Below are 14,085 nucleotides of genomic sequence, written 5' to 3' on the forward strand. Positions count from 1 at the left end.
TCAGGCCCCGATCACGTCGATCAGCGCCGCCGAATCCGAGACCGCGCCGAAGACGCCGCCCTGCATCTTGATCATCGACAGCGCCGCCAGATGATTGTTGTAGTCGGTCGCACCGCAGCAGTCCGCGAGCATCACGCATTCGAAGCCGCGGTCATTGGCCTCGCGCATGGTGGTGTGGACGCAGACGTCGGTGGTGATGCCGGTCAGCACGATGTTGCGGATGCCGCGCGTGTGCAAGATCATTTCCAGGTCGGTAGCGCAGAAGGAACCCTTGCCGGGTTTGTCGATGATGATCTCGCCCTCGATGGGCGCCAGTTCCGGGATGATTTCCCAGCCCGGTTCGCCGCGCACCAGGATGCGCCCGCACGGACCGGCATCCCCGATGCCCACGCCATTGGTGCCGATCTGGCGCGAGCGCCAGCGCTTGTTGGCCGGCAGGTCCGACAGGTCAGGGCGATGGCCTTCGCGGGTATGGATGATGGTGTAGCCCCCGGCGCGCATGGCGGCCAGCACTTTCTTGATCGGTTCGATGGGCGCGCGCGTGAGCGAGAGGTCGTAGCCCATCTTGTCGACGTAGCCGCCGATGCCGCAGAAGTCGGTCTGCATGTCGATGACGATGAGCGCGGTATTGGCCGGGGTCAGGGCACCGTCATAGGGCCAGGGATAGGGATCGGCCTGGATGAAGCGTTCGGACATGGTGTCTCCTTGGGAACGAAGGGTTTATCGGGTCAGGCTCAGTTCGCCCGGCGCGCTGGAGAGCGTGCGGTCGGGGCGGCAGGTGAGGATCATGATGAACAGCGTCAGCGCATACGGTGCCGCGTTGAAGAGGTAGTAGCCGGAGGTGACGCCCACCGCCTGCAAGGCCGGCCCGAGCGCTCCGGCAGCACCGAACAGGAGCGCGGCCAGCAGGCAGCGCCACGGCTGCCAGCGCGCGAAGATCACCAGCGCCACGGCCATCAGGCCCTGGCCGCTGGAGAGTCCTTCGTTCCAGCTGCCGGGGTAGTACAGCGACAGATAGGCACCGCCGATGGCCGCCAAAAAACCGCCCGCAGCGGTGGCGGCGATGCGCGTGGCGGTGATGCGATAACCGAGCGCCCGCGCCGTTTCGGCATGATCGCCCACCAGCCGCAAGGCCAGCCCCCAGCGCGTGGTGGACAGGCCCCATTGCAGCACCAGCGCGAGCGCCACGCCGATGAAGAAGAGCGCATTGATCTGCAGCGCATGGTGCAGGCGGTCATTGCTGCTCCACGCACCCAGATCGATGGAGGGCAGCATCGGCGCCTGCGGCTGGATGAAGGGTTTGCCGAGGAAGAAGGCCAGGCCCGTGCCCAGCAGCATGACCGCGATGCCGAAGGCGATGTCGTTGACACGCGGCAGCGAACACACCACGCCGTGCAGCACGCCCAGCAAGAGGCCCGCGCAACCGGCCGCGAGCACGCCCAGCCAGGCCGAGCCGGTATGGAAGGAAGCCGCGTAGCCCGTCATGGCACCGCAGACCAGGATGCCTTCCAGCCCCAGGTTCACGCGGCCGCCTTTTTCGGTCATGCACTCGCCCAGGCTGACGAAGAGAAAGGGCGTACCGACCCGGATCGCGCCGGCAAAGAGCGCCAGCAAGAGGGTGGTCAGATCGATGTCATGCATGGCCGGTCTCCTTGGCGGGGATGACTTGTGCCTGTTGCTGCCAGCGCAGCTTGAGCGCGGACAGGCGGCCGGTGATGGCTTCCCAGGCCAGCAGATTGCAGAACAGCAGACCCTGCAGCACCAGCGTGGTGGCGTCCGGCAAGTCCAGTCGCCGTTGCAGCAGGCTGCCGCTGGCTTCCACGCCACCGATGACGATGGCGCAGACGATGATGGCCAAGGGATTCTGGCGCGCCGCAAAGGCCACCAGGATGCCGGAGAAACCGTAACCGGCCAGCAGCGCACTGGTGGCGCTGCCTTGCACGGCGCTGACTTCGAACATGCCCGCCAGTCCGGCTGCAGCACCGCCGAGCGCGCAGGCCGTCAGGATGAGGCGATTGACCGGCAAGCCCACCAGCCGCGCCGTACGGACATTGCCGCCGACCACGCCCATGGCGAAACCGGAAACGCTGTGGCGCAGGAAGACCCACGCCGCCACACAGGACACGGCTCCCCATACCAGTCCCCAATGCACTTCCATGCCTGGCAGCGAACCCACCAGATAAGGATCGGGCAGGGGCAAGGTAGACGGCTTGTTGAGACTGGCCGGGTCACGCAAGGGCCCTTCCACCAGATGCTTGAAGACGGCCACGGCGAGATAGGACAGCAGCAGGCTGGAGATGGTCTCGTTGACCCCGCGCCATTGGCGCAGACCGCCGCACAGCGCGATCCACAGCCCGCCGGCCAGCATCGCGGCCAGCGCCATGACCACCAGCATCACCAGCGAGGGCAAGGCCGGCAGCATTTGCGGCATCACCGCCGCAGCCAGTCCACCCAGCGCCAGCGCACCTTCCCCGCCGATGACGATGAGCCCCACGCGCGCCGGCAATGCCACGCACAGCGCCGTCAACAGCAGGGGCGCGGCGCGCTGCAGGGTGTTCTGCCACGCGAAGAGCGTGCCGAACGCCCCCTGGAAGATCAGCAGGCAAGCCTCACCCGCCGGCTTGCCCTGCACCAGCAGGAACAGCACGAACAAGAGCAGCGTGCCGGCCAGTGCGCACAGCGTGGGCAAGGCCGGTGCGGCGCCATTGAGCAGGGCCGCACGTACGCGCAGCAAGGGCGGGCTGGCGGCAGCGGCCACGCCGGGAGCGGGGAGGGAAGTCATGAGGCCATCCTGCAGCGTGGATCAGACCTGGCCGACCACGCCGGCCACCAGGTAATTCATCTTCTCCAGCACCACGTCGGTCTGGACCTGGGTGGTGCCGGCCGGGATCACGGTATTGCCCTTGTTGTCCTTGATGGGGCCCTTGAAGATCTGGAACTTGCCGGCCAGCATCTGCGCCTTGATCTCGTCGGCCTTCTTCTTGGCCGCTGCGCTGACGGCTGCGCCATAGGGCGACATCTTGACGAAATCATCCTTCAGGCCGCCGCGCAGGAAGTTGATCATCGGCTTGCCTTCCAGCGTGGCCTTGACGATCTCGGTATAGGGCGTGGCCCAGTTCCACTCGGCGCCGGTGAGGTAGCCCTTGGGGGCCAGCGAGGCCTGGCTGGCGTGGTAGCCGGTGGTCATGATGCCGCGTTTTTCTGCGGTCTCGACGATCACCTTGGGGCCATCGACGTGGCAGGTGATGACGTCGCAGCCCTGGTCGATCAGGCTGTTGGCGGCTTCGGCTTCCTTGACCGGCAGCGACCAGTCGCCGGTGAAGATGACGTGGCAGGTGATGGACGGATCGACCGACTGCGCGCCCAGGGTGAAGGCGTTGATGTTGCGCAGCACCTGCGGAATCGGCTTGGCGGCGATGAAGGCCAGCTTCTTGCTCTTGCTCATGTAGCCGGCGACGACGCCGGAGAGGTATTCGCACTCTTCGATGTAGCCGAAGAAGCTGCCCACGTTCATGGGATGCTTGCCGGCCGTCCACAGGCCGCCACAGTGGGCGATGCGTACCTTGGGATATTTCTCGGCGATCTTGAGCACATGCGGATCGAAGTAGCCGAAGGAGGTGGGGAAGAGCAGGGTGGCGCCATCCTGCTGGATCATGGCTTCCATGGTCTTTTGCACGGCCACGGTCTCGGGCACTTTTTCTTCCTCGATCACCTTCACGCCGGGCATCTTCTTGATGATGGCGGCAGCTTGCGCATGCGACTGGTTGTAGCCGAAGTCATCGCGCGCGCCGACGTAGATGAAGCCCACGGTCAAGGGACCGGCAGCCAGCAGCTCCAGCGGGAAGGCGGCACCCAGGGCGGCGGCTCCGGACAGTTTCAGAAAATCGCGGCGGTTTTTCATGTTGTTGCGCTCCAATGAGAACGTGGGTGGTGGGGGTGATCAGCTCAATGATTCGTTACGGGTCAGGACAGCGCCAGCGAGCCCGGCGCCTGCATGCGCGCCGGCTTGCGCACTTCGCGCTGGAAGATTTCCATGGACAGTTTCTTGGCCGCGATGAAGCCCGCCTGCGACAGCGTTTCCACCGTGCGTGGCCGCGGATCCTGGTAATGCAAGATGTCTGCCACCGCTGTCGGGCGCTTGGTCAGGAGCAGGATCTGGTCGGCCAGGTAGACCGCTTCCTCCAGATCGTGCGAGACCAGCACCATGGTGGTGCCGGTCTGCAGGAAGACCTGTTGCAGCTTCTCGCGGATGAAGAGCGTCATCTCGAAGTCCAGCGCCGAGAAGGGTTCATCCAGGAACAGCACTTCCGGCCCCGGCGCCAGGGCGCGCATGATGGAGGCGGTCTGCTGCTGGCCGCCCGAGAGTTCGTAGGGATAGCGCATCAGGTCGAACTTCACGTCGAAGGACGCCACCAGTTCATCGACGCGGCGCTTGATCTCGGCCTTGGACTTGCCTTCCAGCTTCAGGGGATAGGCGATGTTGTCGATGGTGCGCAGCCACGGGAACATGGCATCGCGGTAGTTCTGGAAGACGTAGCCGATCTTGGTCTGGGCCAGCGATTTTCCGTCGAACAGGATCTGTCCGGCATCGATCGGGATCAGGCCCGCGATCATGTTGATCAGCGTGGACTTGCCGCAGCCATTGGGGCCGAAGACCGAGACGATCTGCTGCTTGGGGATGTCCAGGTCGAAGTTTTCATACAACGGCCAGCCGGCGAAATACTTCGTCAGACCGCGAATGGTGATATGGGTGCCTGGCGGCCCGGGAACGAAGGGCGTTTCCGGGGGCAGGTCCACTCTTGGGCTGATCACGACGCTCATCTTCCGCTCCAGTGCACGATGCGTTTTTCAATGACGATGAAGACCACGTTCAGGGCATAGCCCAGCGCGCCCGCCGAGAGGATGGCGGCATACATCTCGCGTACGTTCAAGACCTGCTGGGTATCGATGATGCGGTGGCCCAGGCCGTTTTCGGAACCGATGAACATCTCGGCGACGATCACGATCACCAGCGCCATCGAGACCGCGCTGCGCAGGCCGACGAAACTGGCTTGCAGGCTTTCCCAGATCAGCACGTCGCAGAAGATGCGCCAACGCGACGCGCCCATCACCTTGGCCGCCATCACCCGCTGCTTGCGTGCGTTGAGCACGCCGTAAGCGCTGTTGAAGAGCACGATCAGGAAGGCACCGAAAGCCGCGATGGCCACCTTGTTGATGTCGGAGACACCGAAGATCAGCAGGAACAGCGGGATCAGTGCCGAAGATGGCGTCGAGCGGAAGAAATCGATCAGGAATTCCACGCTGCGATAGGCGCGCTCGTTGCTGCCCAGAAGCACGCCGATGGGCAGCCCCAGCACGGCGGCAATGGCAAAGGCCTCAAGCGTGCGGATCACGGTCACCGTGAAATCCAGCAGCAGCGGTCCTCCTGCCAGGCCCTTGAACATGGCCATGAGCGTGGCTTCCGGAGGTGGCAGCAGGATCGCCTTGATCCAGCCGGCGCGCACCACCAGGTCCCAGATCACGAACAGCGCGACGGGGCCGACGATGGGCAGCAGGCGGCCCAGCGTGGGACGCTTGCGCCGTGCAACGGTGGCCGCAGTGGCTGCAGAAGCCGCTGTAGTCGCGGGCTTGGGCGCCACGGACACGACAGGCGCGATGGTCTCGTTCATGATGGCCTCAGCCCTTGTAGATCAGGTTGTCGACCACGATGCGTTGCGAGAACACACCCTTCTCGACGAACAGGTCGTAGAACTTCTGGAAGTAGGCGATATCGCTGGGCTTGAATTCGTTGTAGAGCATGTAGGCCGCCAGCGGCACTTCACTGGTGAGCGAACCTTCGATGGCGGTATAGCCCTTCAGATAGGTGCGGGCCTGGTCCGGATGGCTACGCACCAGCTCGATGCCGCGCGCATAGGCGGCGATGTACTTGCGCGCCAGTTCCGGATTCTTCTTGATGAACTCGGTGGTCAGAGCGGCAGCGCCGCCGTGCCATGGGGCCATCGGATCGCCCAGGATGTACTTGGCGATCACGCCGGCTTCCAGCACGCGGGTGCTGTTGTTCATACGGCCCACGGTGCCGGTGGGTTCCAGCGTGTAGGCCGCATCCACCTGACCGGCGGCCAGCGAAGCGACGTGCTGGCCGATGGGCAATTCCACTACCGTGGCACTGGTGGCGCCGGCGCGTTCCAGCACGGTCTTGGCCAGGGTCACGTTCTGGATGCCGGGGCCGGAGGCGACCTTCTTGCCCTTGAGATCGGCAATCGATTTGACCGGACTGTCCTTGGGCACCAGGAATTCATCGAGCACGTACTTGGCATTGCTGGGATTGGTGGCAAAGATCTTGAACAGACCCGGCTGGGCGATCTCGCCGATGGCCAGGTTGCCCGCTCCGGTGCCATTGGCCGAACCATCGGCACGGCCGGAGAGCATGGCTTCCATCACCTGCTGGGCGCCGGCAAACTTGATGGCTTGCACCTCCAGCCCGGCCTGCTTGAAATAGCCCGCTTCCACGGCGGCATAGAAGGGCAGGCCGGCTGCCACCGGCCAGTAGCCGATGCGGATGGGCAGGCTCTGCGCGCGCAGGATGGCAGGCGCGCCCGTGATGGCGGCGGTGGTGGCGAGCGCTCCGGCCTTGGCCATGAAGCGGCGGCGGGAAGCATCGTGCGCGGCGGATAAGGTGGTCTTTTTCTTCATCATGAGCAGCTCCGTGGTGAGGGTGTCAGTTCAACGAATTCAGATAATTGACCCAGCCGCCGTGGTGGGTGATGTCGGTAGCGCCGGCAATGCCGGCCGGCTCGCAGATGAAGCCCTTGACGCTGCTGCCATCGGCCAGCTCCACCGTGCCGATGCCCAGCGGTGCCGGGATGGCGGCGACGAAGCCGCCGAACTGGCGCAGCGGCATTTCCCACACTTCCACCGCGATGGCCGCGCCGTCGCCATCGGTGCGCGCCAGACCGGGCTTGGGCGGCGTGGTGCCGGCCAGCGCATACAGGCGGTAGTGCGCGGCGGTGCGGGTGACGGCCACGCGGCGTGCGCCGGCTTCCAGCAATTGCCAGTTCAGGGGCTGGCCAGCCAGATGGGCGCCGACCACGCAGACCTTGATGGTGCTTTCGTTGAAGGGCAGCGGCGCGGCGGCAATCGCATCGGCTTGCGGCGGGCCGCCCAGTTGCTGCATCAGGCGCGCTCCGGCTTCGGCCAGCAGATGGTCCGCACCGGCCGGGCCGATCAGGGTGACGCCGGCAGGCAAGCCATCGCGGCGCCACACGCCGGGGATGGCCAGGGCCGACATGTCCATCAGATTGACGAAGTTGGTGTAATGGCCCAACTGCGCATTGCGCACCACCGGATCGGCCTCGACTTCGGCGATGGTGGGGAAGGTGGTAGTGGTGGGCACCAGCATCAGGTCGCTGCCTTCGAGCAGGTTTTCGGCCTGGCGGCGCAGGTCGGCCAGGCGATACTGGGCGTTGAAGCTGTCGACCGCATCGTAGTCATCGGCTTGCGCGGTGATCTGGCGCACGACCGGATGGATGGCTTCCGGGTTCTCCAGGAAGAAATCGCCCAGCGCGGCGCGGCGTTCGGCCACCCAGGGCCCCTGGTAGAGCATGCGGGCCGCATCGCTGAACGGCGCGAAAGGAATCTTCGCCAGGCTCACGCCGGGCAGGGCGGCGATCTGCGCCAGGCTGCGTTCCCAGGCTTCCTGGGCGATGCTGTCGCCAAAAAATTCACATTGCTCGGGAATGGCGATGCGATAACCACGGCGCTTCACGCCCAGCATGGCGGGACGGCGCGAATAGCCATCCTCGGCATCGAAGCCGGCCGCGCTGTGCAGCACGCGCCAGGCATCGGCCACGTCATGGGCGAAGATGGAGATGCAATCCAGGGTGCGGCAGGCCGGTACCAGGCCGCGTGCGCTGATCAAGCCCCTGGTCGGTTTCAGACCGACCAGATGATTGAAGGCAGCGGGGACGCGGCCCGAGCCGGCGGTATCCGTTCCCAGCGAGAACAGGACTTGACCCAGTGCGACCGCAACCGCCGACCCCGAACTGGAGCCCCCTGAGACATATTCCGGCTTGATCGCATTGCGCACCGCCCCATAAGGTGAGCGCACGCCCACCAGCCCGGTGGCGAACTGGTCCAGATTGGTCTTGCCCACCAGCAGCGCGCCCGCCGCCTGCAGGCGCTGCACCACGGTGGCGCTCTCGCTGGCCAGCCGGCCGAACTCCGGGCAGGCACCGGTGGTGGACATCTCGGCCACGTCGATGTTGTCCTTCACGGCGAAGGGGATGCCGAACAGCGGCATGCTCTCCAGCACGGCTTCTCCCTTGATCTGCAACATCAGGTCCAGCGCCGCCGCCTGCTGCTTCAGTTGCCTGGCCGGGACGCGGCTGATCCAGACTTCATCGCGCCCAGCGCCGTCGATGCGCGCCAACAGCTCGGCCACCACCTTGCCGGGCGTGCTGCGGCCTTCGCGGTAGGCCGCCAGGGTGGCGGCAATGGTGGTGGGGGCGGTTTGCTGCAGGGCGTGGGTGGCAGTCATTTTGGATATTCAAACTTGAATACAAGATTGAATATCTTTAAGCAGGAGGCGTGCCAGCTCGCCGGTCAAGCCGCTGGAAAATAGCAAAAGGCTTCACCAAGCGGGTTTGCGAGGTGAAGTGCTGCAAGGCAAGTTGCGCGAGGGGAAATGAAGGTTTTGTCAGTGAGACAAAATGGGGAGCCGTGCGCCGAACTTGGACGTCAGCAGGGACGGGGATGCACGGGAATCAGGCAGTTTCTCGTCGCTGCCCATGCGTCCGCCGTGGCAACCAGTCCGAGACACGGACAGTTGCCTGTTCTTTTTTCAAGCGACGAGGGTAGAGAACCTCAAGCAGATTCGATCACACGCATTTCAATGTGCAGGCCGGCGGCGGTGGCCATGTTCACCAGCGCATCGAGCCCGAACAGGTTGATCTTGCCTCGCATCAGGTCGGAGACACGCGGCTGAGTCACCCCGAAGAGCTTGGCGGCTTGTGCCTGGCTCATTTCCGTGCGGGTGAGGTGGTTCTTAAGTGCCGTCATGAGGACGGAACGCAGCTTCATGTTTTCCGCTTCTTCCGGGGTGTCTTCGATGGCATCCCAGATGCTGGAAAATCGTTGCTTGCTCATGGCCCTAACTCCTTCAACAAATCGCGGTAACGTTTCGCGGCCAGGTCCAGATCGGTCCTGCTGGTCTTCGCTGTCTTCTTCTGGAAGCAGTGAAGTACATAGACGGCATCGGCGAACTTGGCAACGTAATACAGGAAATCGGCCAAGCTGCCCGGAAATCAGCGGTATGAAGCTTTCTTCAAAGCTCGCCCCACACCGCATTCAATGCGGCCAGAGCCGCCAGCCCCGCAGTCTCGGTGCGCAGCACGCGGCTGCCCATGGACAGCATCAGCGCCCCCTGGGCGCAGGCCAGGTCTTCTTCTTCCTCGCTGAAGCCGCCTTCGGGACCGACCATGACGGTCACGGCCTGGGGCGGATGATGGCGCGCCCAGCCCGACAGCGGCTCGGTGCCGCGCGGGGAGAGCAGGATGCGGCGGTGCAGGTCGCTCTGGGCGATCCAGCGCTTGAAGTCGGTCACCTCGCCCAGGTGCGGCAGGCGGTTGCGGCCGCATTGCTCGGCCGCAGCATGCACGATGCCTTGCCAGTGCGCCTGCTTCTTCTCGGCCCGTTCGCCCGACAGGCGCACCACGCAGCGCTGCGCGGCCAGCGGCTGCAGGGCGGTGGCGCCCAGCTCCACGGCCTTCTCGACGATCCAGTCCATCTTCGATCCTTCAGGCAGGGCCTGGGCCAGGGTCAGCGCATAGGGCAGTTCGGCCTCGCGGGGTGAAAAAGTCTTCACTTCGGCGTGGGCGCGCTTCTTTTCAATGGCCGTCAGGCTGGCGGTATATTCGCCCCCTTCACCGTTGAACAGGGTCACGGTATCGCCCGGCTGCAGGCGCAGTACCTGGATGTGATGGGCAATCTGCTCGGGCAGGACCAGGGCCGAACCGATGCCGAGGGGTTGCGGGAAGTAAAAGCGGGGCATGAGGCGGATCCTGGGCGATTGAGATCAAAAAAAGCATGAAAAAATGTTATCAGTCCGGTCAGGCACTGGTCCCGAATTTTAATCCCCCCGGCGCACTCTGGTAAAATACGGCCCCGCGCTGCACTTGGCCTTCCGGGGCGGCGCTTTGGCTACAAAACCCGATTGGTGCGCCTGACAGCGCCTCCCGCACAGCAAACTCAGACCTCGACATGATTTCCACTCTCCCCACCGACAAGATGGCCAACGCGATCCGCGCGCTGGCGATGGATGCAGTTCAAAAAGCCAATTCCGGACACCCGGGCATGCCGATGGGGATGGCCGAAATCGCAGTGGCCCTGTGGGCCAAGCACTATCGCCACAATCCGTCCAACCCGCACTGGGCCAACCGTGACCGCTTTGTGCTCTCCAACGGCCACGGCTCGATGCTGCAGTACGCGCTGCTGCACCTGACCGGCTACGACCTGTCGATGGAAGACATCAAGTCCTTCCGCCAGCTGCATTCCAAGACCGCCGGCCACCCGGAAGTGCACATCACCCCGGGCGTGGAAACCACCACCGGTCCGCTGGGCCAGGGCATCACCAATGCGGTGGGCATGGCGCTGGCTGAAAAGCTGCTGGCCGCCGAATTCAACAAGCCCGGCCTGTCCGTGGTCGATCACTACACCTACGCCTTCGTCGGCGACGGCTGCCTGATGGAAGGCATCTCGCACGAAGCCTGCTCGCTGGCGGGCGTCTTGAACCTGTCCAAGCTGATCGTGCTGTATGACGACAATGGCATCTCGATTGACGGCCACGTCGAAGGCTGGTTCAAGGACGACACCCCGAAGCGCTTCGAAGCCTACGGCTGGAACGTCATCCCGGCCGTCGACGGCCACAACGTCGAGGCGGTGAGCGCCGCCATCCACCAAGCCAAGCTGGCCGACAAGCCGACCCTGATCTGCTGCCGTACCGTCATCGGCAAGGGTTCGCCCAACCTGGCCGGCACCGACAAGGTGCACGGCGCCGCCCTGGGCGACAAGGAAATCGCCGCCGTGCGCGAAGCGCTGGGCTGGACTTCCGCGCCCTTCGAGATTCCCGCTGACGTCTACGCCGCCTGGGATGCCAAGGCCACCGGCGCCGACTTCGAAGCCAGCTGGAAGCAGACCTTCGACACCTACGCCGCCCAATACCCGGCCGAAGCCGCCGAACTGCTGCGTCGCCTCAAGGGCGAGCTGCCGGCTGCGTTCGCATCGACCGTGACCGCCTACATCAATTCCACGCTGGAAAAGAAGGAAACCATCGCCACCCGCAAGGCCAGCCAGAACGCCATCCAGGCTTATGCGCAGGCGCTGCCGGAATTCCTGGGCGGCTCGGCCGACCTGACCGGCTCGAACCTGACCAACTGGAAGGAATCGGTGGCCGTGCGCGCCGACCAGCGCGGCAACCACATCAACTACGGTGTGCGCGAATTCGGCATGAGCGCCATCATGAACGGCATCGCCCTGCATGGCGGCTATCTGCCCTTCGGCGCGACCTTCCTGACCTTCTCCGACTACAGCCGCAATGCCCTGCGCATGGCTGCGCTGATGAAGATCCGTTCGCTGTTCGTGTTCACCCACGACTCCATCGGCCTGGGCGAAGACGGCCCGACCCACCAGTCGGTGGAACACGTCTCCAGCCTGCGCCTGATCCCCAACCTGGACAACTGGCGTCCGTGCGACACCACCGAGACCGCCGTGGCCTGGGCTGAAGCGATCAAGCGCCACGATGGTCCGAGCACCCTGATCTTCTCGCGCCAGAACCTGCCGTTCCAGGAGCGTACCGACGCCCAGGTCAAGGACATCGCCCGTGGCGGCTACGTGCTGCGCGATGCGGCCGATGCCAAGGTGGTGCTGATCGCTACCGGCTCCGAAATCGAACTGGCCACCAAGGCCGCTGATGCGCTGACTGCCGAAGGCATCGCCGTACGCGTGGTGTCGATGCCCTGCACCGACGTGTTCGACCGCCAGGATTCGGCCTACAAGGCCTCGGTGTTGCCGCGCGGCATCCCGCGCGTGGCCATCGAAGCCGGCGTGACCGCCTTCTGGCACAAGTACGTGGGTCTGGAAGGCGCCGTGGTCGGTATCGACACCTTCGGTGAATCGGCCCCGGCTGGCGTGCTGTTCAAGCACTTCGGCTTTACCGTCGAGAACGTGGTGGCCAAGGCCAAGGCAGTGCTGGCTTGAGCAGTGTGTCGTCCATGACTGAAGAAGTCCTGTTCCGTCGCGCCAGAAAGGGCGATGCGGCCTCCATCGCCGGGGTGCGCATCGATGCCTGGCGCGCCGCCTATCGCGGCCTGGTGCCCGACAGCTATCTCGATCACCTCAAGCCCGAGGAAAGCGTCAAGCTGTGGGAGCAGGTGCTGGAAGCGTCCTCTGACGCCGCCTGCACCTTCGTGGCCGAGAGCGGCGGCGAGATCATCGGCTTCGCCTCCGGCATGACCCTGGCCGAATCGCGCTTCGGCTGCGATGCCGAGCTGACCGCCATCTGCGTGCTGCCCGATGAGCAGCGCAAGGGACTGGGCAAACGCCTCTTGGCCAATGTGGCGGCCACCCTCATCAGTGCCGGCGCGACCGGCCTGATGGCATGGGTGCTGAGCAAGAACGAAGGCGCCGGGGAATTTTTCGAGTCGCTCGGGGCCGAAAGGCTTTATGAACAAACGTTCACCTGGGATGATGGCAGTGAACTCGACGAGATCGGTTTCGTCTGGCGCAAGCTCCACTCCTGAGCGGGTGAGGGCGGTGCCGGATTGATCGGCAGGATCAGCAGGCAAAGAGGGACGGCAAGAACAACTGAACAAAAAGGCCGGAAAAGAAGGATTCATGTCCGACCAGCGGCGCCCAGCGGGTGCAAGCTGTCGGGCAGGTCGCTTTCCCGACTACCGGTTTGCATTGATTTTTACTACTTGAGGAGAAGAGCATGGCAATTCGCGTAGCAATCAACGGTTATGGCCGCATCGGCCGCAATATCCTGCGCGCTCACTACGAAGGCGGCAAGAAGCACGACATCGAGATCGTCGCCATCAACGACCTGGGCGATCCGAAGACCAATGCCCACCTGACCCAGTACGACACCGCCCACGGCAAGTTCCCCGGCACCGTGGCCGTGGATGGCGACTCCATCGTCGTCAACGGCGACCGCATCAAGGTGCTGGCCCAGCGCAACCCCGCCGAGCTGCCCTGGGGCGAGCTGGGTGTGGACGTGGTGCTGGAATGCACCGGCTTCTTCACCACCAAGGAAAAGGCCAGCGCCCACATCAAGGGCGGCGCCAAGAAGGTCATCATCTCCGCGCCGGGCGGCAAGGATGTGGATGCCACCGTCGTCTTCGGCGTCAACCACGGCGTGCTGAAGGCTTCGGACACCGTGATCTCCAACGCCTCTTGCACCACCAACTGCCTGGCCCCGCTGGTGCAGCCGCTGAACGACAAGATCGGTCTGGAAAACGGCCTGATGACCACCGTCCACGCCTACACCAACGATCAGGTGCTCACCGACGTCTATCACGAAGACTTGCGCCGTGCCCGTTCGGCCACCCAGTCCATGATCCCGACCAAGACCGGCGCCGCTGCCGCGGTCGGCCTGGTGCTGCCGGAACTGAACGGCAAGCTGGACGGCTACGCCATCCGCGTGCCGACGATCAACGTGTCCATCGTCGACCTGTCCTTCGTGGCTTCGCGCGACACCACCGTGGATGAAGTCAACGCCATCCTGAAGGCCGCTTCCGAATCCGCTCCGTTGAAGGGCATCCTGACCTACAACACCGACCCGCTGGTTTCGGTGGACTTCAACCACAACCCGGCATCGTCCAACTTCGACGCTACCCTGACCAAGGTGTCCGGCCGTCTGGTGAAGGTGTCGTCCTGGTATGACAACGAGTGGGGCTTCTCCAACCGCATGCTCGACACCACCGTCGCCCTGGCCAACGCCAAGTAAGACGCGTGAACTGGCGCACCGGCCGGAGTTCCCGGCCGGGAGCGTCAATTTCAGGGCTGTTTCGGCTTCTTTTCATCGTATGCAAG

13 protein-coding genes and 1 pseudogene are annotated in these 14,085 nt (G+C 64.4%); 3 read left to right on the top strand and 11 right to left on the bottom strand.

Going from position 1 to position 14,085, the window contains the following annotated elements; translation table 11 throughout:
- The 11 genes and pseudogenes from AACH55_RS06570 to AACH55_RS06620 all read right to left on the bottom strand — a co-directional run bounded on the left by AACH55_RS06570 (position 1) and on the right by AACH55_RS06620 (position 10,048).
- The gene (locus AACH55_RS06570) at positions 1 to 696 is read right to left on the bottom strand and encodes an isochorismatase family cysteine hydrolase (protein ID WP_338718623.1); all 696 of its coding nucleotides are present in this window, start codon (positions 694 to 696) and stop codon (positions 1 to 3) included.
- A gap of 24 nt (positions 697 to 720) precedes the next feature.
- Complete coding sequence (locus AACH55_RS06575) at positions 721 to 1,641, bottom strand: ABC transporter permease (RefSeq protein ID WP_338718624.1); 921 nt, start codon at positions 1,639 to 1,641, stop codon at positions 721 to 723.
- Complete coding sequence (locus AACH55_RS06580) at positions 1,634 to 2,782, bottom strand: ABC transporter permease (RefSeq protein ID WP_338718625.1); 1,149 nt, start codon at positions 2,780 to 2,782, stop codon at positions 1,634 to 1,636. Before AACH55_RS06580 ends, AACH55_RS06575 begins: the two co-directional genes overlap by 8 nt.
- 21 nt (positions 2,783 to 2,803) lie before the next feature.
- Positions 2,804 to 3,901 (bottom strand): BMP family ABC transporter substrate-binding protein, encoded by a 1,098-nt coding sequence (locus AACH55_RS06585; RefSeq protein WP_338718626.1) that lies wholly within the window; start codon positions 3,899 to 3,901, stop codon positions 2,804 to 2,806.
- Positions 3,902 to 3,963: 62 nt separating this feature from the next.
- Positions 3,964 to 4,821 carry an ABC transporter ATP-binding protein gene (locus AACH55_RS06590; protein ID WP_338718627.1) on the bottom strand — a complete coding sequence of 286 codons (858 nt, stop codon included), beginning with the start codon at positions 4,819 to 4,821 and terminating at the stop codon, positions 3,964 to 3,966.
- On the bottom strand, positions 4,818 to 5,669 hold the full coding sequence (locus tag AACH55_RS06595; protein WP_338718628.1) for an ABC transporter permease: 852 nt from the start codon (positions 5,667 to 5,669) through the stop codon (positions 4,818 to 4,820). Before AACH55_RS06595 ends, AACH55_RS06590 begins: the two co-directional genes overlap by 4 nt.
- A gap of 7 nt (positions 5,670 to 5,676) precedes the next feature.
- Positions 5,677 to 6,693: an ABC transporter substrate-binding protein gene (locus tag AACH55_RS06600; RefSeq protein ID WP_338720206.1), complete on the bottom strand. Its 1,017-nt coding sequence runs from the start codon at positions 6,691 to 6,693 to the stop codon at positions 5,677 to 5,679.
- A gap of 25 nt (positions 6,694 to 6,718) precedes the next feature.
- Positions 6,719 to 8,536 (bottom strand): allophanate hydrolase, encoded by a 1,818-nt coding sequence (atzF, locus tag AACH55_RS06605; protein WP_338718629.1) that lies wholly within the window; start codon positions 8,534 to 8,536, stop codon positions 6,719 to 6,721.
- 326 nt (positions 8,537 to 8,862) lie between these two features.
- Positions 8,863 to 9,144, bottom strand: a complete 282-nt coding sequence (locus AACH55_RS06610; RefSeq protein ID WP_088755968.1) for a helix-turn-helix domain-containing protein — start codon at positions 9,142 to 9,144, stop codon at positions 8,863 to 8,865.
- A pseudogene (locus AACH55_RS06615) lies at positions 9,141 to 9,278 on the bottom strand (type II toxin-antitoxin system RelE/ParE family toxin); the annotation flags it as partial. The gene AACH55_RS06610 and the pseudogene AACH55_RS06615, both read right to left, overlap by 4 nt.
- 44 nt (positions 9,279 to 9,322) lie before the next feature.
- On the bottom strand, positions 9,323 to 10,048 hold the full coding sequence (locus tag AACH55_RS06620; protein WP_338718631.1) for a 16S rRNA (uracil(1498)-N(3))-methyltransferase: 726 nt from the start codon (positions 10,046 to 10,048) through the stop codon (positions 9,323 to 9,325).
- Positions 10,049 to 10,209: 161 nt separating this feature from the next.
- Here AACH55_RS06620 and tkt point away from each other — a divergent pair, with 161 nt between their 5' ends.
- The 3 genes from tkt (at position 10,210) to gap (ending at position 13,999) form a co-directional block, all read left to right on the top strand.
- Entirely contained in the window at positions 10,210 to 12,252 is a 2,043-nt protein-coding gene (gene tkt / locus AACH55_RS06625; protein WP_338720207.1) for a transketolase, read from the top strand.
- Positions 12,253 to 12,266: 14 nt separating this feature from the next.
- A complete protein-coding gene (locus tag AACH55_RS06630) occupies positions 12,267 to 12,794 on the top strand; it encodes a GNAT family N-acetyltransferase (protein WP_175343114.1) in 528 nt (175 codons plus the stop codon).
- Between the two features lie 191 nt (positions 12,795 to 12,985).
- Complete coding sequence (gene gap, locus AACH55_RS06635) at positions 12,986 to 13,999, top strand: type I glyceraldehyde-3-phosphate dehydrogenase (protein WP_338718633.1); 1,014 nt, start codon at positions 12,986 to 12,988, stop codon at positions 13,997 to 13,999.
- Positions 14,000 to 14,085 lie beyond the last annotated feature (86 nt).

The sequence above is a fragment of the Herbaspirillum sp. DW155 genome (assembly GCF_037076565.1).
GTDB lineage: Bacteria > Pseudomonadota > Gammaproteobacteria > Burkholderiales > Burkholderiaceae_D > Herbaspirillum.

Coding starts and splice junctions, on each gene's coding strand:
- AACH55_RS06570 (WP_338718623.1), bottom strand. CDS start 696: ATGTCCGAACGCTTCATCCAGGCCGATCCCTATCCCTGGCCCTATGAC.
- AACH55_RS06575 (WP_338718624.1), bottom strand. CDS start 1,641: ATGCATGACATCGATCTGACCACCCTCTTGCTGGCGCTCTTTGCCGGC.
- AACH55_RS06580 (WP_338718625.1), bottom strand. CDS start 2,782: ATGACTTCCCTCCCCGCTCCCGGCGTGGCCGCTGCCGCCAGCCCGCCC.
- AACH55_RS06585 (WP_338718626.1), bottom strand. CDS start 3,901: ATGAAAAACCGCCGCGATTTTCTGAAACTGTCCGGAGCCGCCGCCCTG.
- AACH55_RS06590 (WP_338718627.1), bottom strand. CDS start 4,821: ATGAGCGTCGTGATCAGCCCAAGAGTGGACCTGCCCCCGGAAACGCCC.
- AACH55_RS06595 (WP_338718628.1), bottom strand. CDS start 5,669: ATGAACGAGACCATCGCGCCTGTCGTGTCCGTGGCGCCCAAGCCCGCG.
- AACH55_RS06600 (WP_338720206.1), bottom strand. CDS start 6,693: ATGAAGAAAAAGACCACCTTATCCGCCGCGCACGATGCTTCCCGCCGC.
- atzF (WP_338718629.1), bottom strand. CDS start 8,536: ATGACTGCCACCCACGCCCTGCAGCAAACCGCCCCCACCACCATTGCC.
- AACH55_RS06610 (WP_088755968.1), bottom strand. CDS start 9,144: ATGAGCAAGCAACGATTTTCCAGCATCTGGGATGCCATCGAAGACACC.
- AACH55_RS06620 (WP_338718631.1), bottom strand. CDS start 10,048: ATGCCCCGCTTTTACTTCCCGCAACCCCTCGGCATCGGTTCGGCCCTG.
- AACH55_RS06630 (WP_175343114.1), top strand. CDS start 12,267: ATGACTGAAGAAGTCCTGTTCCGTCGCGCCAGAAAGGGCGATGCGGCC.
- gap (WP_338718633.1), top strand. CDS start 12,986: ATGGCAATTCGCGTAGCAATCAACGGTTATGGCCGCATCGGCCGCAAT.